Source organism: Lactobacillus sp. ESL1191, assembly GCF_058504435.1.
On the sequence record NZ_CP196365.1, the window covers coordinates 1008070 to 1029583 of the forward strand.

The 21514-nt window shown below is 44.2% G+C and carries 22 protein-coding genes and 1 other annotated feature; of the genes, 1 reads left to right on the forward strand and 21 read right to left on the reverse strand.

All coding sequences use genetic code 11. The features are described 5' to 3' along the window. Positions 1 to 14 precede the first annotated feature (14 nt). Positions 15 to 980, forward strand: a complete 966-nt coding sequence (gene yidC / locus ACSYSN_RS05205) for a membrane protein insertase YidC (RefSeq protein WP_491711856.1) — start codon at positions 15 to 17, stop codon at positions 978 to 980. A gap of 65 nt (positions 981 to 1045) precedes the next feature. Here yidC and ACSYSN_RS05210 read toward each other — a convergent pair whose 3' ends face one another. The 21 genes from ACSYSN_RS05210 to murC form a co-directional block, all read right to left on the reverse strand. After that, on the reverse strand, positions 1046 to 2608 hold the full coding sequence (locus tag ACSYSN_RS05210; protein ID WP_491711857.1) for a HAMP domain-containing sensor histidine kinase: 1563 nt from the start codon (positions 2606 to 2608) through the stop codon (positions 1046 to 1048). After that, positions 2586 to 3299: a response regulator transcription factor gene (locus ACSYSN_RS05215; RefSeq protein ID WP_491711858.1), complete on the reverse strand. Its 714-nt coding sequence runs from the start codon at positions 3297 to 3299 to the stop codon at positions 2586 to 2588. The genes ACSYSN_RS05210 and ACSYSN_RS05215 overlap by 23 nt, the downstream gene beginning before the upstream one ends. Positions 3300 to 3439: 140 nt before the next feature. After that, positions 3440 to 3994: a DUF177 domain-containing protein gene (locus tag ACSYSN_RS05220; protein ID WP_491711859.1), complete on the reverse strand. Its 555-nt coding sequence runs from the start codon at positions 3992 to 3994 to the stop codon at positions 3440 to 3442. 1 nt (position 3995) lies between these two features. Then, on the reverse strand, positions 3996 to 5150 hold the full coding sequence (locus ACSYSN_RS05225; RefSeq protein WP_491711860.1) for a nucleotidyltransferase: 1155 nt from the start codon (positions 5148 to 5150) through the stop codon (positions 3996 to 3998). A gap of 6 nt (positions 5151 to 5156) precedes the next feature. Then, complete coding sequence (rsfS, locus tag ACSYSN_RS05230; protein ID WP_491711861.1) at positions 5157 to 5504, reverse strand: ribosome silencing factor; 348 nt, start codon at positions 5502 to 5504, stop codon at positions 5157 to 5159. 9 nt (positions 5505 to 5513) lie between these two features. After that, positions 5514 to 6113 (reverse strand): bis(5'-nucleosyl)-tetraphosphatase (symmetrical) YqeK, encoded by a 600-nt coding sequence (gene yqeK / locus ACSYSN_RS05235; protein ID WP_491711862.1) that lies wholly within the window; start codon positions 6111 to 6113, stop codon positions 5514 to 5516. Further along, a complete protein-coding gene (locus tag ACSYSN_RS05240) occupies positions 6106 to 6750 on the reverse strand; it encodes a nicotinate-nucleotide adenylyltransferase (protein ID WP_491711863.1) in 645 nt (214 codons plus the stop codon). The genes yqeK and ACSYSN_RS05240 overlap by 8 nt, the downstream gene beginning before the upstream one ends. Positions 6751 to 6758: 8 nt before the next feature. Then, the gene (gene yqeH, locus ACSYSN_RS05245; RefSeq protein WP_491711864.1) at positions 6759 to 7868 is read right to left on the reverse strand and encodes a ribosome biogenesis GTPase YqeH; all 1110 of its coding nucleotides are present in this window, start codon (positions 7866 to 7868) and stop codon (positions 6759 to 6761) included. Beyond that, the gene (locus tag ACSYSN_RS05250) at positions 7861 to 8385 is read right to left on the reverse strand and encodes a YqeG family HAD IIIA-type phosphatase (RefSeq protein WP_317636988.1); all 525 of its coding nucleotides are present in this window, start codon (positions 8383 to 8385) and stop codon (positions 7861 to 7863) included. Before ACSYSN_RS05250 ends, yqeH begins: the two co-directional genes overlap by 8 nt. Before the next feature lie 104 nt (positions 8386 to 8489). Then, positions 8490 to 8846 carry a 50S ribosomal protein L20 gene (gene rplT, locus ACSYSN_RS05255; RefSeq protein ID WP_317636989.1) on the reverse strand — a complete coding sequence of 119 codons (357 nt, stop codon included), beginning with the start codon at positions 8844 to 8846 and terminating at the stop codon, positions 8490 to 8492. Positions 8847 to 8880: 34 nt separating this feature from the next. Continuing rightward, positions 8881 to 9081 (reverse strand): 50S ribosomal protein L35, encoded by a 201-nt coding sequence (rpmI, locus tag ACSYSN_RS05260; protein WP_317636990.1) that lies wholly within the window; start codon positions 9079 to 9081, stop codon positions 8881 to 8883. Between the two features lie 22 nt (positions 9082 to 9103). Further along, on the reverse strand, positions 9104 to 9616 hold the full coding sequence (gene infC / locus ACSYSN_RS05265) for a translation initiation factor IF-3 (RefSeq protein ID WP_317636991.1): 513 nt from the start codon (positions 9614 to 9616) through the stop codon (positions 9104 to 9106). 38 nt (positions 9617 to 9654) lie between these two features. Further along, positions 9655 to 9766: a sequence feature (ribosomal protein L20 leader region), on the reverse strand. A gap of 111 nt (positions 9767 to 9877) precedes the next feature. Next, the gene (locus ACSYSN_RS05270) at positions 9878 to 10699 is read right to left on the reverse strand and encodes a transporter substrate-binding domain-containing protein (protein ID WP_491711865.1); all 822 of its coding nucleotides are present in this window, start codon (positions 10697 to 10699) and stop codon (positions 9878 to 9880) included. Between the two features lie 143 nt (positions 10700 to 10842). Further along, the gene (gene thrS / locus ACSYSN_RS05275) at positions 10843 to 12774 is read right to left on the reverse strand and encodes a threonine--tRNA ligase (RefSeq protein ID WP_491711866.1); all 1932 of its coding nucleotides are present in this window, start codon (positions 12772 to 12774) and stop codon (positions 10843 to 10845) included. Positions 12775 to 13065: 291 nt separating this feature from the next. Beyond that, positions 13066 to 13965 carry a primosomal protein DnaI gene (dnaI, locus tag ACSYSN_RS05280; protein ID WP_491712909.1) on the reverse strand — a complete coding sequence of 300 codons (900 nt, stop codon included), beginning with the start codon at positions 13963 to 13965 and terminating at the stop codon, positions 13066 to 13068. Positions 13966 to 13974: 9 nt separating this feature from the next. Next, positions 13975 to 15327, reverse strand: coding sequence for a DnaD domain protein (locus ACSYSN_RS05285; protein WP_491711867.1), 1353 nt, complete (start codon positions 15325 to 15327; stop codon positions 13975 to 13977). 2 nt (positions 15328 to 15329) lie between these two features. Continuing rightward, positions 15330 to 15797 carry a transcriptional regulator NrdR gene (gene nrdR / locus ACSYSN_RS05290; RefSeq protein WP_491711868.1) on the reverse strand — a complete coding sequence of 156 codons (468 nt, stop codon included), beginning with the start codon at positions 15795 to 15797 and terminating at the stop codon, positions 15330 to 15332. A gap of 1 nt (position 15798) precedes the next feature. Beyond that, entirely contained in the window at positions 15799 to 16401 is a 603-nt protein-coding gene (coaE, locus tag ACSYSN_RS05295; protein WP_491711869.1) for a dephospho-CoA kinase, read from the reverse strand. Further along, on the reverse strand, positions 16398 to 17228 hold the full coding sequence (gene mutM, locus ACSYSN_RS05300; protein WP_491711870.1) for a bifunctional DNA-formamidopyrimidine glycosylase/DNA-(apurinic or apyrimidinic site) lyase: 831 nt from the start codon (positions 17226 to 17228) through the stop codon (positions 16398 to 16400). Before mutM ends, coaE begins: the two co-directional genes overlap by 4 nt. Before the next feature lie 13 nt (positions 17229 to 17241). After that, positions 17242 to 19917, reverse strand: coding sequence for a DNA polymerase I (gene polA / locus ACSYSN_RS05305; RefSeq protein ID WP_491711871.1), 2676 nt, complete (start codon positions 19915 to 19917; stop codon positions 17242 to 17244). A gap of 189 nt (positions 19918 to 20106) precedes the next feature. Then, positions 20107 to 21417 carry a UDP-N-acetylmuramate--L-alanine ligase gene (murC, locus tag ACSYSN_RS05310; protein ID WP_491711872.1) on the reverse strand — a complete coding sequence of 437 codons (1311 nt, stop codon included), beginning with the start codon at positions 21415 to 21417 and terminating at the stop codon, positions 20107 to 20109. Positions 21418 to 21514 lie beyond the last annotated feature (97 nt).

Here is a 21514-nt window from a genome sequence, read left to right on the forward strand (position 1 = left end):
ATGTGGTGAATTGAATGAAAAAATATCGTAAATATCTCGGATTGGCTGTCCTCACGGTAACAGTCATGTTAGTTTTGACCGGTTGTGCGCAAAGTGGCAGTGCTGCTAATAAACCGCCTACAGATGTCTTCTATGGAACAATCTTCAGGTTCATTGGCAAACCTTTACAAAATATTATGCTTTATTTCTCAAGCGCCATTGGCGGCGCCAATGGGGCTGGCTGGGCCATTATTCTCATGACTTTTGTCGTCAGAATGGTGCTTTTGCCGCTGATGCTGAACCAGCAAAGAAAGTCAACAACTCAGCAAGAGAAGATGACTCGTCTGCAGCCCCAGATGAAATTGATTCAGGAAACAATGAAACGCAAAGACTTGACCCAGGACCAGCAAATGACCTTGGCTGGCTGGCAACGTAGTCTCTATTCACAAAACAACCTGTCTATAACGGGAGGAATGGGGTGTCTCCCGCTGATTATTCAGTTTCCGATTATGATCGGGATATACCAAGCCGTAATGTATTCCAAGTTTTTGGCTAACTCTACCTTCTTTGGTATCTCACTGAGTGAGCGATCTATTGCCGTGACAATTGTAGCCACCATCTTCGCCTTCATTCAAGGCTATATTTCCTTGATTGGAATTGCTCCCGAACAAAAGAAGCAAATGCAGTCCATGATGTTGCTGAACCCTGTAATGACCCTCTTTATTTCAATGTCAGTTTCGGGTTCAGTCGCTTTATACTGGGCCGCTGGTAACTTCTTCACGGTCATCCAGCAAGTAATCGTTACTTTCATTATTATGCCGAAGGTAAAGAAAGAGGTCGACGAAGAGCTAAAGCACGAACCAATTAAGGAAATTGTCTCAGCCGCCAAGATTGAGGCTCTGCTCAACCAGCAAACTAGTGCGCCGGAACCAGCCGAGCATGACCAAAAGGAACATGAAAACCTGCGCAACCGCAACAAGGGGAAACAAAAACGCCGGTAACTTAACAACTTAAATAAAAGACCTGCTTAGTGAATTACTTGGTTCACTGAGCAGGTCTTTTTATCTTATTTACTTTGCGCGTTCCCCGTTGCTTCACGCTTACGCAAGCGCGCAGCTTGTGACTTAGTTAGGACGGGGAAGACAATTACAAATTGACTACCTTGATCAACTACCGAGTCCACACTAATTTTGCCATGGTAACTCGTCACTAATTTTTGAGCAATCGACAAGCCTAGACCATTTCCGCCCTTTTCACGCGTTCTGGCTTTGTCCACCCGATAGAAGCGGTTGAAAATTTTCTTTTGTTCTTCTTTAGAAATACCTTCACCAAAGTCCTGAACAATAATTTGAACTTCTGCTTGACCCAAACCGGCGGAAATATTGAGCTCCTTGCGAGCAGTGGAATACTTGATACCATTATCAATTAAAACCACCAATAGTTGTTCCAGGTGCCCCTGGTAAATTTGAATTTCTGTATCTTCTGGTAGGTCATCCATATCAAGCCTAATGACAAAGTCCTGGTGCACCATGGCCAGGTCTCCAACAACACGTTTGAGGACATCCGCAACCTTGGTAACTGCATTCGGATACTGCACATTAATCTGTTCGGCCCGGGTCAAGTCAAGCATTTCTTGAATTAAATGTTGCATCCGGTCCGCTTCTTGAAGGGAAGCCGTGATTGATTCATTCAAAATTTCGGGATCATCCTTGCCCCAACGTTCAAGCATGTTTAAATGTCCTTCAATGACTGCCACTGGCGTCCGTAACTCGTGAGAAACATCCCCCACAAACTCTTTTTGCTGGTCAATGTACCGCTGCATGCGATCAAGCATCTGATTAAACGAGACAGCCAGTTCTTGTAATTCATCGTGGCGATGAAAATCCTTAATTCTGGCCGTACTATTTGGGTCATCATTGACTTCAAGCGCCACCCGGGACATCTCCTTGAGCGGCTTAACTATTCCGCGCACAATAACAAAGGCCACCACCGCAAAGAAAACAATTGCTATTACTGAGATACGTGTCATCCAAGTTAGCAGCTCCTTCATCAAGCCGTTGTAGTATGACATTTTATTGGCGACAACAATGTAACCCGTCACTTGGCCCGTCCTGACTGACCTAACTTTTTGATAAGTTAGTAAGTATTGTTGCCTTTTCTGGTTTTTTTTCTCCATTAAGTAGTTGCCCTGAAAACTTTTAAATTTCGGAATTTCACCGCCATTATCAAAGACCACCTCTTTTTCCAAATTATAAACAACCACGTTCAAATCAGGATTAGTCAGCGACGAAAGCAAGTCATCACTAAAGGCACTGCTACTATGCTCATTTTCACTAATTGCTGGATCACCCTGCATAATTTTTCGAGCAGAGGGACTCAGTGCTGGAACAACATTGGCAATCTCAAGCTCAGTCGGAATCTGTTTTAAATTCTCATTGAGCTTAACCACCATTTCTTTTGACGTCTCCTTTTGCTGGATCATTGACTGTTGTCCCACAAAAGAGTAAATAACCACTGAGAATACAATAAAAGAGACCATAATCGTCAATGCCAACACACTTACCCAGTGCACAATCAATGACGTATGTTTGGTCTCTTTTTTGCTTTTAGTTCTTTTCATCGTCCTCATCTCTTACCATATATCCGGTACCGCGGACAGTCTTGATATATGATTGTTGACCTGGTATATCGATTTTGTTACGCAGGTAGCGCACATAAACTTCAACTACATTGGTTTCAATATTTGAACCAGGACCCCAAATTTTTGATAACAGCTGATCGCGACTAACAACATTGTTCTTATTCTTGATTAAGGTCATCAGCAAGTTATATTCCCGCTTAGTCAAGTCAACCGCCTTGCCGTCTCCGCGACGCACAATTCGATTAGCAGTTTCAATGGTCAGATCCTTAAACTTAACGACCTTCTTTTCAATCGTATCATTAGAGGCCTCTTTTTCAATCTTAACGCGCCGCAGAACTGCACGCAGGCGTGCCAAGAGTTCTTCAATCGCAAATGGTTTAACGATGTAATCATCAGCACCGTGATCCAGGCCAGAAACCCGGTCAATGACTGAATCTCTGGCGGTCATCATAATAATTGGCGTACTCTTAACTTGACGAACCCGACGGGCAATTTCTAGTCCATTCAAATCAGGTAACATTAGATCGAGTAGAATTGCATCAAAATTCTCGTTTAAAGCTAACTCTAGGGCTCTACGTCCATTACTTTCAACAACCGTATCATACTTTTCATGCTTTAATTCCAATTCAACAAAGCGAGCTAAGTTCTTTTCGTCTTCAACAATTAAAATTTTTGCCATTTTATATCCTTTTCGTAATCACTAATTGCTAAACAACTTTAAATTCTTATTAATAAGTACAGCATACTTTAAAAGCGCTTTTAAAACAAGATTAAAGAGTTTTTGCTTTACCACAGATTTTTCATAATGTCTTGTCCTATTTATGTTTTGTCGTTAATATCCTGCTTTAACAACTCCTTAAGCTTGGCAAAAGCCGGATTAATCCGCTCTTTTCTGTCCTCAGCGTATTCTGCTTCCGAAATAACTGACCAGCCCGCACCACTTGGGTATTGCCCCTGTTCCTCCTCGGCTGCAGTGAGGATGGTAGTAGGTAGGTGCAATAGAATATTATCTTCTACTGCCGTTTGCAAGTCAATTGTATCATGGTCCACCTTAACCAGCGTAATTTCGCTCTCTTCAAGCTTTTTAGTCGGTATTTCGGCTTCAGTATAGTTTTCACTGAAGGTAAAATCCGCTTGATAAGGGACCGGTTTTAAACTTCGGCTTGAAGGTACCACCAAATCTGCCTTAACCTGATAATTTCCGGTTACATACGGCTCCTCATAGAAAAATACGCCGGTCAATTGAATATCTTTCACCTGATAGATTAATTTCTGGCTTCGAGCCAAAAACTCAGGGCGGATTTCTACTTTGTCTGTTACTTTAATTGTTGCTGCAGCATTGTTTTTTACTTGAGAAAACTTAATTGCTAACATCCTAAACCTCCAAAGGACGCCGACCAAAATTTTGATCAGTTGTTAATATCTGTTCGTATAGACGATCCACCCGCAATTGCAAGCCCAAGGAGCCGCTCTTGGTATTCTTCTGATCAACCTTAGAAATAATATCAGCAGTAGTTTCCTTTCTGGTTTGCTTCAAGTATTTCCGGCCAAGTTTACTATATCCAAGTAAAAGCAACGATTCCTGATTAAAACTGGCAATCATATCTGTTTGTCTAACATTTAATAAAGTATACAAGCATAGTCTACGTAACCTCGAATAAGTATAACGCTTTGATTTAACTCGACGCAAGAAATTTGTAAAATTCTGGGCTCGGTGAATTTCTTGTTTCATTTTGTATTCCAAGCCCTCACTCATCTGATAGACTTCATGTAGCTCCTCAAGGGAGGCCGATTCAATCCGATACTTTAAGAAAGGAAATAACAAATTCCAGTTGGGATAACTTTTTTGCTGGGATAATAACTTCACTTCTTGCGGAGGCATCCACTGCTCCAATTCATCACTTGTATGTTTATGTAAAATAATGTTACGGATTGCACTAGCACTCTGAACAATTTGCTTATTCTGCAACAAGTCATCGTGGCCTGCACCTACCCGGTTAATCGGATGAAGTGTCAGGGGGGAACCCAAGTTATAGTTAGCTACCGCATATGCAAGTGCTAAGATTGAGTTGGGTTCATTAACTTCATGGCCCACTTCACGCGCAACCATCTGGTTATACTGGGTTGAATAGGTTTGACTATAGTCACTAAAGTCCATATGACTATGCGGAATTTCAGCAATTTTACTGCCCAAATAAGCAAAATTCTGGGTGGCATCTTCAACCCCAAAGACCAGGTCACTAACCCCTAATTTGACCAACTGATCAATGCTGCCAAGGGCAAACAGGTCGGCTGGTTCAACCGAAGTCGAAAAAGGCAACTCAAAAACGAGGTCAGCGCCACTAGAAAGTGCCGCTTGGGCGCGCGACCACTTGTCCATAATTGCCATTTCGCCCCTTTGAACGTAGTTTCCCGACATTACAACAATGATTGGATCCTTACTGCCAGCTAAATAGCGCGCTTTATTCATCAAAAATTCGTGCCCGCTATGAAAAGGATTGTACTCGGCTATAATTCCGACAACACTCATTCTTGGCTATTCTTCCTTTAATGCTAGCTTTTTGCCATCAGTCCATAGTTTTTCAACGTTATAAAAATCACGGGCTTCCGCAGTAAAGACATTGACAACAACATCACCAAGATCAAGCAAAAGCCAGTTAGATTCACTAGTTCCCTCAACCCGGTAGTCATAAAAGTCAGCCTTGTGCGCTTCGTCAATAATGGCATTAGCAATTGCATGCAATTGTCTATTTGAACCTGCACTGGTGACAACATAGTAATCAGCCAAAATGCTATAACCCTGCATGTCATAAGCAGTAGTATCCTCGCCGTGGCGGTCACTAATTGCTTTTAATGTGAAGGCTAAAATCTCTTTATTAGTCAATTTTTCTCCTTATTTATTTTTGATACTCCACACATTGTATGCATCTAATGTGCGGGGATAGATCTTATCTCTTTGCTTGATTAAAAAGTCAAGCGTGTGCGCCAGTTGGTAGCCCACGCCTTCATCTAGGTCAGCATAAGTGACGGCGCGTGCCTCTTCCACACCAGGGAAGTCTCGGCCAGGTTCAATATAGTCGGCCATAAACACAATCTTGTCCAAGGTCGCCATTGTGGTGTCGCCCGTAGTGTGGCGGCTGACCGCCGTTAAAATTTCCTCATCGGTGATCTTGAGGTCACGCTTGATGAAGTAGGTGCCAACAATGCCGTGCCAGATTCTCCGGCCCCACTCCAAGAGACTGGAGTCAAAGCCCCGGGTCTTGATGACCTCGCGGTACTCCGCTACCGAAACCTGCTTGGCGTAGTCATGGACAAAGCCAGCCAGCGCTGCCTTGTCCTCGTCATAGTCATTCAGCTGCGCCAGTTTGCGAGCCGTTTGGCTGACCCGCACGCAGTGGCAAAAGCGGTCTTCATCCATATTGCCCCTTTCTTGGGCAATCAGCTCGCTACTAGTCAGGGGTGAGTAGGTGTTTTTAAAGAATAAGTCAGTCATGATACAGCCCCTTTTTTTGAATATAATTGCAAACTGCTGCCGGTACTAGGTACCTAATTGAGCCACCACTTGCAATCGCTTGCCTAATTGCAGTTGAACTTAACTCAACTGCTGGCACATCTACCCAAATCATTGGTAATGGGGCCTGTTGAGGATAACCTGCCCGTTGTACGCCAACAAGAGTGGCCATTTGGGCTAGCTGGGTTGGCTCCTTCCATTTACCTAATGCATTAACCTGGTCACTGCCCATAATCAAGTAATAGTGGTTGGCTGGCTGGGTTTTGCGCAAGTACCGCAAAGTATCAACGGTATATGAAACACCCCCGCGCTGCAACTCAAATAACTTTACTTGAAAATGCGGATTATCCTGTGTTGCCAATTCCAGCATATTCGTGCGGTCTTGCACAGAAACCGTTGGAGCATCTTTCAAGGGCGGAATATTGGTCGGAATAAACCAAATTTCATCAAGGTGCAACTTGGTCAGCACCTGCTCGGCTACAATCAAGTGACCAATATGAATCGGGTTAAAAGTGCCGCCTAGCAGGCCGATTTGTCTTCCCTTATCTGCCGCTACTGCTCTTTCTGCTGCCACTGCAACCGTGGGATTTTCTGCCAAACTTTTCGCTATCGCAATCATTTTTTCTCCTAAATCAATGCGCGTCTGATACCCAAACCAATTCTAGCAGGAGTGTAGATTTTTACTAAGCAATCTGCTGCAACCGTGACAAAGCCGATTCCACCAAATAATAGGTCACTTTTACTGCTAGTGTGAATTTCTTGTCCCTGCAAAGGTGGCAACTTATCCTCACTTGCAGGAGGCGCAAGCAGTTCACCTAGGTGTCTGGCATAAAAGTCATCTGCCTGCACGGTTTTTGTCCGGTGGACGTAAAGTCCTCGAGCAGCATACACGGTGAAGCTCGTCGGTTCACCTTGTAAATAGTCGATCCGCCCCAACCCAGCCAAAAAGAGCGTATTTCCTGGCTTTAGCTGGTAAGTTGCGGGCTTTAGCGGTTTTTGCGGAGAAACGACCGCTAATTCCTGTGCATTCAAGCGCGTGGCCAACTGATTATCTGTCATAATTCCCGGTGTATCTACCAGGTAGTGACCATTGTCGAGCGGAATTTCAATCTTGTCCAAAGTGGTTCCCGGAAAGCGTGACGTGGTAATTAAATTCTTCACGTCGCCTATTTGGTCAATAATTGCATTCAATAGCGTTGACTTGCCAACATTCGTCATCCCAACAAAGTAGGCGTCTTGGTTGCGAGTTCTCCGTTCCAAATAGGCGATTAAATCCGCTAGATTTTTTTTGTTTTTGCCACTAACTAGAAAAATCTTCTTAGGAAAGAGACCAACGCGGTTAGCCTCTTGTCTCATCCAGTCCTTAATCCGGCTTTGCCGTGAATTTTCTGGAAAAAGATCAAATTTATTGCCAACCAAAATGAAGTCATTATTACCAATAAATCGTTTAAGTGACGACAAGAGTGAATTGGTAAAGTCAAAGAGATCCACAACATTGACTACCAGTGCCTTTTTGGCGGCTAATGAGTTAAGTAAAGCTAAAAAGTCGTCGTTATTAGCACTGACCGGCATAATTTCATTATAATGGCGCAAGCGAAAGCAACGTTGGCAATAAACATCAACATCCTCTTCAGCGCTGGCCTGCTGCAGCCGGGCGGGCGGTAAATAACCCGCTTGGTCAGGCTGGTCTGCTTGCAAGACTGCTCCGCAACCAATGCAAATAATATCCTCATCCATTTTTTAACGTCTCCTTAAAAGTTACCGGGCGGAAAATCCCCAAAATGCCAAAAATGATTTTTTCAAAGAACCGATTAATTCGGGTATTCCATTTATCCGTCTCAACCAAAGGTTTAACTAAGACAGATTCGACGCCGGCCAAATTGCCAGCCTGAATATCAGTAATCAGTTGATCGCCGACCATCATCACTTGCTTTTTAGTTAAAGCTAATTCCTGCCGCTTGCGGCTAATCGCAAATGGTAATGGCTTACGCGCCTTAGCAACAAAGTCAATGTGGTAAGGATTGAGAACCTGGCCTACTCGTTGAGCATTATTATTAGAAATAACCACCAACTTGATTCCGGCATCACCCAGCCGGCGATTCAACCGGTCCATTTCCTTAGCCGTTTCAACTTCATTCCAGGCCAAAAGCGTATTGTCCAAGTCCGAGAAGACTGCCTTAATTCCCATTTGCAAAAGCACCTCTGTCTTTAGATGGTAGATTGCATCAATCGTATAACGCGGTCTAAATAACATCCAACTTCCCTTTCGCTTACACTGCCTAGATTAATATATCAAACTAGGCCCTTTAAATGCTACTTTTAGCCATAAAAAATGACGCTTTTAGCGCCATCTTAAAGTTATTTTAAATTCTTCTTAGCTGTTGCAGCTAATTTTGCAAATGTCTCGGCATCGTTGTAAGCAATATCAGCTAGCATCTTGCGGTTAATGTCCACCCCAGCTAACTTCAAGCCGTGCATCAACTTCGAGTAAGAAAGATCGTTTTGCCTTGCTGCAGCATTGATTCTAGCAATCCATAACTTTCTGAAGTCGCTCTTGCGTCTTCTCCGGTCGCGGAATGCGTATCTGTAAGATACAAATAATTGGGTACTTGCAGCCTTAAACTGCAAATGCTTGGCGCCGCGGTAACCCTTGGCAAGCTTCATAACCTTCTTACGACGTTTACGTGTTACTGTTCCACCTTTAACTCTTGGCATTTAAAATTCCTCCTAAATCGTCTTTATTTCATGATTAACGCATTTGCGAGAGCATTTGTTTAATGCGCTTCAAGTCGCTACGTGAAACCAAAGCAGCCTTTCTCAAATGACGACGCTGCTTCTTAGTCTTACCATGGAAACGGTGACCAGTAAAAGCATGATGACGTTTCAGCTTACCAGTAGCAGTTCTTTTAAAACGCTTTGCAGAAGCGCGGTGAGTTTTCATTTTAGGCATTTTCTAATTCCTCCAAATTTAACTATTTACTTTTATCACTCTTGGGAGCGAGCATCAAGAACATTGAACGGCCTTCCATCTTGGGCTTGCTAATTACAGTAGCAATATCCGCGGTGGCTTCTGCCATTTTTTCTAGCACTTCGCGTCCTAATTCCTTGTGAGTGATAGCTCGACCCCTGAACCTAATCGAAACACGTACTTTAGCACCCTCTTTAGTCAGGAACTTTTGCGCATGCTTTAACTTCGTGTTGAAGTCATTGCCCTCGATTGTAGGACTAAGACGGATTTCTTTAACGTTAACCGTTTTGGACTTCTTCCGGGACTCTTTGACCTTTTTTTGCTGTTCAAAGCGGAACTTACCATAGTCCATAATCCGAGCAACTGGTGGCTTGGCATTGGGCGAAATCAGAACTAAATCTAAATTTGCACTGCTTGCTTGACGCAAGGCTTCAGTCTTTGTTACAACACCAACTTGTTGACCATCTTCGTTAATTAAACGAACTTCGCGAGCACGAATTTGATCGTTTAATATCATATTCTTCGGTATAATTCTTCACCTCCATGATAATCGCGAGGACAAGAAAAGAGCGGGCATAAGTTACCCGCTCTTAATCAACAGAAAATATCGATTAGCCCAGAGGTCAACTTAACTTAGGCGAGAAGCGGGAAGCTCCTTCTTGTTCTCAACTATACGTAATTATACACAGTTCAAGCCGACCGGTCAATCAATTTAGTTAAAAGATCATCCCAACTGACAGCAGCTGCTGGCTTTTAGCGCTTTTTAGGAATAGTTAACTTATTTACTCTGGTAGTACATTTTTCGGTAGTTAAAACCTGGAACTTTACTGAACCACTTCTTGATTAACCGATTGTACTCTCCGCTCCGCTGAATCTTGGCAAGGGCCCGATTAATGGCCTTAAGAAAGGCATCCTGATGCTTATTGACCGCAATGCCATAAGGCTCGTGGGTGAACGTGCCGCCGCGGACGGCTAAACCCGGATTTTGAACCGCTAAGCCGTACAGCACGCTATTATCACTAGTCAGTGCGTCCCCTTGGCCTGACTTCAAGGCTGAAACAGCCTGACCATAATCTTGCATAGTTACTACTTTGGCTTTGGGAACCAATTTTTTGATCATTTCAACTGAATTATCACCAACAATGCCAATGACAGTCTTGCGCGGAAGATCGCGCATACCCCTGATTGAGGAATTACGCGCAACCAACAGAGACTGGCCGGCTTGAAAATATGGCCGCGAAAAATCAACTATTTTTGCACGGTCTGGAGTAATGGTTAACGTAGCAATAACCGCATCAACATTATGGTTCTTGAGCAAGGGAATACGCGATTGTGCAGTAGCCAGGACAAACTTAGCCTTGCCCTGCGAACCCAAAATTTCTTTCGTGACTGCTTTGGCCATATCAACATCAAAGCCCTTTTCAATATTATCCTTAGTGTCAGTCAAACTAAACAAGCGCTTATCACATTCAATCGCCCAAGTGATTGTTTTAGCTGCTTGAACGTTCTTTAATGTCGCCTGGTCTGCTTCTTTTTTTCCACAAGCAGTTAGCAAAATACTACAAAATATGATGATAGTTGGCCAAATCTTACTTTTCATGCTGCTTTCCTCGCTTAACCAAGTTATTAGTTGAATTCTATATCTACTTGGTCTTTACTACTCTCTTAGTCACCAGTCATCTAAACCTAGACTAATGGGCCGGATAAAGGCTTGAAAGAATATGTGCTGTCAGTATTAACTCACTAATGTTTCCTTGAATATGCTTGAACGTCTTGAGCAATTTCTTGACTAAACTCGGTCAAACTCTTAGCCACTTCTTCCTCTGTGCCATAGCGGCGAACGTTGACTGAATTGGTCTTCATTTCCTTATCTCCCAGAACAAGCGTATATGGGATCTTTTGGGTTTGTGTCTCCCGAATCTTGTAGCCTAATTTTTCATTGCGCAGATCTGTCTCTGCCCGAAAGCCCTGCTTATTGAGTTCATCACGAACTTGTTTAGCATAATCAGAGTGAGCGTCCAAATTAACCGGAATAACTTCTACCTGAATCGGAGCCAACCAAGTTGGAAAGGCACCCTTGTAAATTTCCATCAAATAGGCAATGAACCGTTCCATTGTTCCCACAATACCGCGGTGAATCATCACCGGACGATGATCCTCGCCATCTTGTCCAACATATGATAGATCAAACTGTTCCGGCAACATAAAGTCTAACTGGATTGTTGACATTGTCTCATCTGCTCCCAGAGCCGTCTTAGTTTGAATATCGAGCTTAGGACCGTAAAAGGCAGCTTCACCTTCAGCTTCAACATAATCGAGTCCCATATCATCCATAGCCTTCTTTAGCATTGACTGGCTGCGCTCCCACATCTCATCGTTGGCAAAGTACTTCTCAGTGTTCTTAGGATCACGATATGAAAGTCTAAAGTAGTAATCAGTAATATCAAAGTCTTCATAGACATCGGTAATTAACTTCAGCGTCTTGGCAAATTCCTTCTGTACTTGTTCCAAAGTAACAAAGGTGTGGCCGTCGTTTAAGGTCATTTCGCGGACCCGCTGCAGCCCTGACAAGGCCCCAGACTTTTCATAGCGGTGCATCATGCCTAATTCAGCAATCCGAATCGGCAACTCACGATAGGAGCGGATGTGATGCTTGTAAATTTGAATATGGGACGGACAATTCATCGGTCGTAACTCTAACATTTCACCGTCACCCATATCCATCGGTGGAAACATGTCATCGCGATAGTGCGCCCAGTGACCGGAAGTCTTGTAGGCATCCAGGTTCATTAGCACTGGCGTATTAACGTGTTGGTAACCAGCGGCCACTTCCTTATCAATAATGTAGCGCTCAACTACCCGGCGAATAGTTGCACCCTTAGGTAGCCAGTATGGTAAGCCTGCACCCACTTTCGGGTCAACAAAGAAGAGGTCCAAATCGCGGCCGATCGTCCGGTGGTCGCGCTCCTTAATTTCAGCTCGGCGCTTGAGATCTTCATCCAAGTCTGCCTTTTTGAAAAAGGCAGTACCGGTAATGCGCTGCAGCATTGGATTAGACGACTGCCCTTGCCAGTATGCACCAGCCACCGACAGCAACTTAAATTGTTTGATTTTACCAGTATTAGGCAATAGGGCTTTAAAGCCAAAATCAACAAAGTCGCCTAACCGATATGCTTGCACTTCATCGGCTTCCTGGTCTAACAAGTCCAGCTTAAAAGGATCATCTTTGAAAAGTTCTGCTAGCTCTGCTTTTGGCATTAGTACGGCTTCAATCCGGTCGCCAGCCTTAATCGCTTTTTGAACCGCCTTTTCCAGTTCAGGTAACTCGCTAATCTTGATCTGATTTTTCTTATCAGTATCAACAAAAAAGCCCTCTTCATCTGCTGCATGTTCTCCCAAACGCATTTGCGGATATGCTTGCTTGGCCACCGCTTCTAACACAAATGCGACAGTTGCCCGCAAGACGGCAAGCCCGGACTCATCTCGATCAGTAATAATTGCCACCTGGGCAGCGTGCGTAATCTCAAAGTCAACTGGCCGCAATTTGCCGTCAACGGTGCCGGCAAGTGCCGCCTTACCTAAAGAAGTTGAAATGCTACGTGCTACTTCACCGATGGTGACTGCCTGGTCATAGTTCTTTTGGGCGCCATCTGGCAAAATAATTGAAAAACCCATAATTACCTCCAAAATAATTAAAAAAGCGTCCCAGTGCAATCTGCACTGGGACGCTATTAACGTGGTTCCACCCATAATTAGGTTAAACATGTAACCTATCTCATTACGAATTGATAGCGGAATTCACCCTTTTAATAACCATTACTAGTGAAATGAGTGGGGTGCGGACTCTTTTGAAAAACTTCCAGAAGCTGTCTCTCTCTCTGAGTTGAGCCGCATCATGTTCATTCATTGAATATCATTATACATAAAGAAATTACGAATGCAAATTATTTTTTAGGTTATTTTAATTTACCTTCGCCGGTTCTGACCCGAAACTGTCACTTCAGTTGCCAGTGTTCGCACCCGCTCTAACAGCCGCGCCGCCTTGACCGGATCAAGGGCATTCTTAGTTTCCTTGAAGTGTTCTTCCAAGTCGTCCATTGCCATATTTGCTGAAAAAAAGGTTGGAAGAACGTTGTCCATGCGGCTCTGCAAAATAACTGCGAGTACCTCATCCCGAGACCACTGGCTAAGCGTTTCGGCACCAATATCATCTAAAATCAGAACATCACAGTTAGAAATACGCTGAAGCTCATCTGGCAAAGAATTATCACCAAAGTGACTGGACAGCGTGGCGATAAAGGTTGGGACATGCAAGAACACCACCTTTTTGTTCCAAGCCGCCAGCTGGTTAGCTAGGCCAGCCAGCATGTAGGTTTTGCCGATGCCAAAATCACCATAAAGGTACAGACCCTTTTGGTGAACATTTTCCTGGTATTTGGCTAAAAATTGTCGAATTTCTGCTAATGCGTCCGTCCTCCCTTTTGTCACTTCCAGTTCGCTCAGGCTAACTTCATGTAAAGACTGCGGTAAGTTAATCAAGCTGACATTTTTCCTGACCTTAAGCTCGGAATCATGAGCAATCTTACTAGCTTTCGGTGCATATTGTAAATCGATTGCATTACTATTCAAAATCAGCTGGGGCTGGTAGTCCCTGGTCACCGGATCCTGCTTATGCTGCTGCATGCAAAATTCATAGAGGTTGGACAAACTTTTTTCAATCATATCTGGGGTAATCTGGTCCGCATGTGCTTTAAGAAACGCTCGCACTTTAGGCTCTGCCAGAACCTGTTTCCGGATCGCTGCCGGATTTTCTTTTTGGGCTAAACTCGCAATATTTTTATCCATAAAATCACCAATCGATTGCATCATATTCACCTAACTTAACCCGGTTTCGTCCTCAAGATTTTTGAAAAAGTTTTTCAAATCATCCGCCGAAACATCTGTCCTTTCCTTTGCCTGATGCTTGCTCCAATCAGTTCCTTTTTCAACCCGCTTCTGGGGCGCATAACGACGCTGGTATTGTCCCTTGTTTTGCTCTCTTTGGGCCAGATATTCAAGGGCTTGACGACCATCTTTGACCCCGTGCTGCAGCCAGTCATGCAAAATCTTATTGGCTAATCGATAAGAAATATTGGGACCACTCTTCAGGCAAGCATAAGTTAAGATGTTGAGCAGCTCCGCCGGAATACCCTTTTCATTATATAAACTATCAACCACCTTATACTCACTAGCATCTACATAGTCATTTTTAGCTGTTTTTAGTTTATACAAAAATTGGGCCGGCGACTTGGTCTGGGCCAACTGCAGAACCTTTTGTGCTTGCGGTTCTAAGCCAGCGCCACTGCTGGCGCGGTTAGCAGTTGTCGGCGTTGCTGCCTTCATTTGTTGGCGCGTGCGATCCGCATGTATGCTGGCTGCTATGGTCTGCTTCACCAAAGTCATATTAAGCTGGTAATCGCCGTGCAAACAAGGCAGCGCCTCATCTACGAATTCCTGCTCCGACAAGCCATAGGTCCGCATTACGCCGCGAATTGCTTCACGGTTGCGATCAATTTCAGAGCCAGCAATTTGATAAATTTCAAACTGCTGCTTCATAAAGTCCCAATCAATGTGGTCATCTTCATTAATTCTAGCTCTAGCATCCTTTTGAGGCTGGTTTTCGCGCGCGGCTTGCTTAACTTCAAGCGAAGGGTCAATTGCTTCTGCTGCCGGTAAGCGAAAGACTTCCATAAACGAGGCCGAAATGTCTTGGGCATTCTGCATACCGTTAACCTGATTTTCATTGCGCTTACTTTCACGAGCAAAGTCGCGACTCAATTTTTGAAAGGCAGTAACACCCACCTTTTCCTTAAGTAGGCTGGCTAACAACGCGGTCGCAAAAAATTCACTGCTACTTGGCACGCTGGTCAGCTGAAAAAGTAAAACCTCACCCATAATTTCATTATTGGCCAGACGGGTCTGCACTAGCCCCACCGCTTCCAGCTTATGAAGGGCTGCAAACAGACTCTTACCGTCACAATCTAGTTGTTCAAACAATTGATAGATGGCCTGGGAGTCCGACAAAATTGCATCAGAACGGTAATCCTCGTTTAAACTTAGGTAAAGAGCTAGTGCCTGGGAGCCCACCAATGGTTGATAAAGCTTGACTAAGGTACGCAATTCTGGCGCGGACACCTCTACCCGGTTAATAATGAAGAAGGGCTGCTTGGGATTAGGGGTCTTAGACACAGTTAATTCCCCTTCTCGCGCTTAGCCATCATATCTTCCATGGTCTTCATGAAGCTCGACATATCTTTGAACTCACGGTAGATCGAGGCAAAACGAATATAAGCAACATCATCAATACTAGCTAGTTCATCCATCACTAATTGCCCAATCTTCTTGGACGAGATTTCGCTAATGCCTTGTTGCCTTACCTTATTTTCAACGTGGTCAACGAGTTGCTCGAATTGGACGCTAGTAATTGGACGCTTTTGCCCTGCTGCCATCACACCATGGAGAATTTTTTTTCGGCTAAACGGTTCACGTGTTCCGTCATTTTTAATAACCAATAAGGGAGTCGTTTCAACCCGTTCAAAAGTGGTGAAGCGAAAACCACAATTTTCACATTCACGCCGCCGTCTGATTGCCCGATTTTCATCGCTGGGACGCGAATCAATTACGCGTGAGGCATTTTGTCGACAATTAGGACATTCCATCTTAGTCCTCCTTCTTTAGTTTACCTAGCAATTTTTTTAGCTTGCTCTCTAATTCTTCTATTGTACCAGTATTAGCAATGACATAGTCAGCCAACTTAGCTTTTTGGGCTAGCGGCATTTGACTGTGAATTCTCTCTAGGGCTGCTTGGCGGCTTAGCCGATCCCGCGCCATCAACCGTTCCAACTGCAATTGTGCGGGTAAAGCGATTAGCAAGGTGCGGTCACAGTATTTTTGGCCGCCAGACTCAAACAATAGCGGAGCATCAAAAACCACCAGCGGGACTTTAGCTTGCCTATTTTGCGTAATTTTAGTCTGAATTTCCCGAAAAATCAACGGGTGGGTAATATTATTCAAAACTTCCCGTTGCGCTGGTTTAGCAAACACCAGCTGTCCTAGTTTAGCCCGGTTAATACTTTGGTCAGAGTTGACAATTGCTGGGCCAAATTGCTCTACTACCACAGCATAACCGGCAGCTCCAACATTTAAAAGATCGTGTGCAATTTGGTCGCTATCAATCAGGGGAACCTGGTTTTGGCTAAAAAAACGGTCAGCAGTGCTTTTACCGCTCGCAATCCCGCCCGTTAGGCCCAAGACCAACGTCATTTGTACAACACCTGGCAGTGCGGGCAGTAGGTCGTCCCGCGTCCCGTAACCTTGATCTTCTCGAGGGGGGTACCACAGCGCAGACATGGTTCACCCTGGTGGCCATAAACGCGCAGCATTTTCTGAAAACCACCGGTCTGTCCGTTGGCATCAAGATAAGTGTGGACGGTCGTCCCACGTTCCGCAATGGCAAGTGCAATCAGCGCGTTAATGTTGTCATGAAGTTGACCAAGCTTGTACTTAGAAATTTGGTTGGCCATACTCAAGGGATGAATTTTGCTTTCCCATAGGACCTCGTCGACGTATATATTGCCTAGCCCCGCCACGACGGATTGGTCCAGCAAGGCATTTTTAATGCTCTTATTTTTGCCGGCCATGCCCTTGACCAGGGCAGCTTTGGTAAAGCCGCTTGAATTGGGTTCCACACCTAGTTTACTAATCCCGGTTACGATTTTTTCCGTTCCCGTCTTCACCAACTGCATCCGCCCAAATTTACGCACATCATTATAACGTAAGCCTGTTCCATCGGTAAAAACAAACTGAACATGATCGTGCTTCCCCTTCGGATCAGAAGCCCTTACTAAGCGATACTTTCCTTCCATGCGCAAGTGCGACACAATTGTTAACTGTCCACTAAGGCGAAGCAGTAAGTACTTGGCATAGCGGTCAATCGTTACGATTTTTTTACCGGCAAGCTGACTAGTAAATTCCAGTGGGTCACTGGCAATAATCTTGGGATACCACAGCTTAACTTCTTTGATGGTTTTTCCTTTAATTAACGGCAACAAGGTGCGCCGAACCGTTTCAACCTCCGGCATTTCTGGCATTAGTTATTACTCCTTACTTTGCATCGAACCAATTATGACCATAACCTGAATCCGCTACTAGTGGAACATCGAGCTGCACCGCTGCCTGCATCACTTGCGGTACAATTTCCTTAATTGTAGCCAGCTCTTCTTTAGGTACATCAAAAATCAATTCATCATGCACCTGCACCACCATTTTGCTCTTCAGCTGCAGGTCGTCCAACTTCTTTTGCATGTTAATCATCGCAATTTTGATAATATCAGCAGCTGATCCCTGGATTGGCGAATTAATTGCTGTTCGTTCTGCAAATGAACGCACATTAAAGTTCTTGGCATGGATATCTGGCAAGTACCGGCGCCGGTGCATAATTGTTTCGGCATATCCCTTTTCTCGCGCTACTTGAACCGCCTTATCCATGTATTCCTTGATTTGCGGATATTGGGCGAAATAATTATCAATAAACTCTTTGGCTTGCGGCCGACTGATATTAAGATTTTTGGACAAGCCGTAATCCGAAATGCCATAGACAATCCCAAAGTTAACTGCCTTAGCACGTCGCCGCATCAATGGCGTAACCTCGTCCGGTGACTTTAAGCCGAAAATCTTCATGGCCGTATGAGCATGAATATCATAGCCGGTTCTAAAGGCCTCTTGCATCTGCTCATCCCCTGAAACCTGGGCCAAAACCCGCAATTCAATCTGAGAATAGTCGCAGGAAAAGATATAGCCATCAGCCTGACTTGGTACAAAGGCCTTTCTAATTTGCTTACCCTCTTCAGTTCTGGTTGGAATGTTCTGCAAGTTAGGATCAACTGACGATAAGCGGCCAGTTGCAGTCAAAGTTTGCAGGTAGCGGGTATGTACCCGTCCATCTGGTTGAATGACGTCTAAGAGGCCATTGACATAAGTTGACTGAATCTTAGCGATTTGCCGGTAAGTCAAGATTTGGGCAATAATCGGGCTTTGGTCCTGCAGTTGGTGCAAAACGTCAACTGAAGTCGAGTAACCTGTCTTAGTTTTTTTAATCGGGGAGAGGCCCATTTTTTCAAACAGGATGTGTCCCAGTTGTTTAGGGGAATTGAGGTTGAACTCTTCGCCAGCCTCCTGATAAATTTTACGCTTTAACTCTTTAAGCTCCACCGCAAATTCATTTTGTAACTCGCTTAAAGTTGCAGCCTCAACCTTAATACCGCTGATTTCCATAGTTGCTAATACTCGCGCAACGGGAATTTCGATACTGGCATATAAGTCATCTTGCTCGTGTTCTTTAAGTTGATCTAGCAAAGTCGGTTTTAATTCTGCTAGGGCTTTAACCTTACCGGCCAAGTGGTTGAACAAGACCTGGTCATCTTCTGGAATTTTGACACTCTTGCCCTTACCATAGACCGCGTAATCGCTTTTGACCGAATTTTCACCGTACATCCGGCAAACTTCACCCAGGTCATCAAAATTATTTTCATTATTAATTAAGTACGAAGCCAGGAGCATGTCATAATCAATCCCGCCAGCTTCAATTCCTAGCCGGTGTAACCCAACTATCGTCCGTTTCAAGTCGAAGACGTTCTTTTTAAGCTGATCATCTTCCAATAGCCGCTTTAATCCAGTTGTCTTTAACAGATTTACATCCCGGCTAACAAAGATTCCAGCTTGCGTTTTGATGGCAAAGCCAACAAAGTCGGCCAAGTGGTAATTAGCACCCAGTAGGCCAAGGTAAAAACTAATTGGCTGTTTTTCAGCTGGCTTAATTGCAGCAAGATTATTTTCGGTTAATTCGGTATAATCAACTTTCACTGTTTTCGTCTTTGCCTGGGTTGCGCCTGCATTATCACCTGCCGGATCCAATTCACCAAGAAACTTTTGAAAGTTCATCTTTTCATAAAAACGACGCAACTTCTGGTAGTCTGGCTTGCGCTTCTTAAGCTCCTTAAGACCAATTGTAACCGGTGTAGCCCGCTCAATTGTGGCCAGCTTTTGGGCCAAAAAAGCCTGATCGCGATCATTGCGCAAGTTCTCCTTCAGCTTGGATTCTTTCATTTCATCAATATGGTTATAGAGATTTTCAAGCGACCCATACTTCTGGATTAGCTGTGAGGCCGTCTTGGGGCCAACTTTAGTTACGCCCGGATAGTTATCCGAGTTATCACCCATGAGTGCTTTCATGTCAATAAACTGGGTAGGGGTAACCCCATTAACTTCTTTCATATGCTCAGGCGTATAGTTTTCTAAGTTCATCACACCCGACTTAGTCACCATAACTGTCGTCTTGCTCGTGGCAAGCTGGGTCAGGTCCTTATCGCCGGTCACAACTGTGACCTTAAAGTCTTTTTCTTCACCTAATCTGGCAAAAGTGCCAATAATATCGTCAGCCTCATAGTTTTCCAGTTCATAGGTTGAAATACCGAGATCATGGAGTAATTCTTGAATATACGGTAACTGCTCAAGCAATTCTGGCGGGGTCTTCTGGCGGCCGCCCTTATATTCGCCGTACATGGCCGTTCTAAAGGTTGTCTTACCAGCATCAAAAGCCACCAAAATATGGTTGGGTTTAACCTCAGCGAGCAACACGTCAAGCATATTTTTAAAAGTATAAATAGCATTAGTATGCAAGCCTTCGGAATTTTTGAAATTCTCAAGTTGGCGGTACAACGCATAAAAAGCCCGAAAGGCAATGGAATTACCATCGATTAAAAGTAATTTTTGATCAGCCATTAAATCTCCTCATCCATCAAAGCAGTTGATTAACTCAACTACCATTTTAACAGTTTTTGCGGCTTGCTGCAGGATGTGGTCTCGAGTTCGCTTCTTCTATCTGCTTAACTAGAATTTTAAACGGAATAAGCAGGCAACCAAAAAGACCGTTACCTAATTAAGGTTAACAGTCTTTCTACTTGAACTTAGTTAGAGTAACTTTTCCAAGGCATCTTCATACTTCTGAATATCGCCCGCACCCATAAAGACAATCACACTGTCGTTATTTTTTGCTAGCTCAGTCATGTTATCAAGGTCAATAACTTCAGCACCAGGAATTTGGGCCACTAGGTCGGCACTTGAAATATCTCCGCTTGCTTCCCGCGCCGAAGCATAAATTGGCGTAATATAAACCTTATCAACTCCACGCAAGATTTCAGCAAAAGCGGCAGCATATTTCTTAGTCCGCGAAAAGGTATGCGGCTGAAAAACGACAACCAGGTGCTGGTGCGGAAACTTTTGCCGCGCTGCCTGAATGGTAGCCCGCATTTCGGTTGGGTGGTGAGCATAATCATCAATTATCTTAACGTCGCCAAAGTCTTTTTCAGCAAATCGGCGCTTTGCTCCCTGATAATCAAGTAGTCCCTTTTTGATCTCGGCTAAGGGGATTTTTTCGGTATAAGCAACTGCAATTACAGCCGTCGCATTCAGGATGCTATGGTCACCGAAGAGATGAATAGTAAACTCCCCTAAATCTGTCCCGTGGGCCACCACATTAAAAGTTGAACCAGTCGTCATTTTCTTCACGTTAACAGCTTGAAAGTCATCGCTATCATTAAAACCGTAACTATACTTGGCAACCTTGGTCTGTAATTGACGTAAGCGGTCATTACCACCCCAGACAAACAAGCCCTTTTGTGTCTGATCAGCAGCAGTCTGAAAGGCTGAAGTGTAATCATCCTGGTCCTTAAAGTAGTCGGGATGGTCAAAATCAATGTTAGTCATAATTTGGTAATCTGGGTGGTAGGCGAGGAAGTGACGCCGGTATTCATCAGCTTCGTAAACAAAGAAGCGCGAATCCTTGATTCCTTTACCTTGGCCGTCACCAATCAGATAGGAGGTCGGAGCTGCCTCAGTCATTACCTGGGCTAATAAGCCAGTTGTCGAAGTCTTCCCGTGAGTACCTGAAACGCCAATACTCGTATGCATTTTGACAATTTCTTCAACCGTATCGGGATAGCTCTGCCATGAAATCCCCTGCTCCTCGCAGGCGCGTACCTCGATGTTATCAGCCTTGAAGGCATTGCCCTTGACGATCACCTGACCGCCATGCTTAATGTTAGCTGCAGCAAAGGGCAAGACCCTAATGCTTGCTTTTGCAAGTGGTTCCTGGGTAAAGGTATATTTTTCAATGTCACTACCGGCAACCTCATAACCCAGATCATTGAGCAACATAGCCAGTGCAGCCATTCCGGTCCCCTTAATTCCAATTAGCCAAATCTGCTTGTTCTTATCTAACATTCCCTTAGCTCCCCCAATATAATTCAATCGCTTACCATTCTACCATTTTTAGGTGAAAAGGGCAGCAGCACCACGCCAAATCAAATAACTTTGTCAA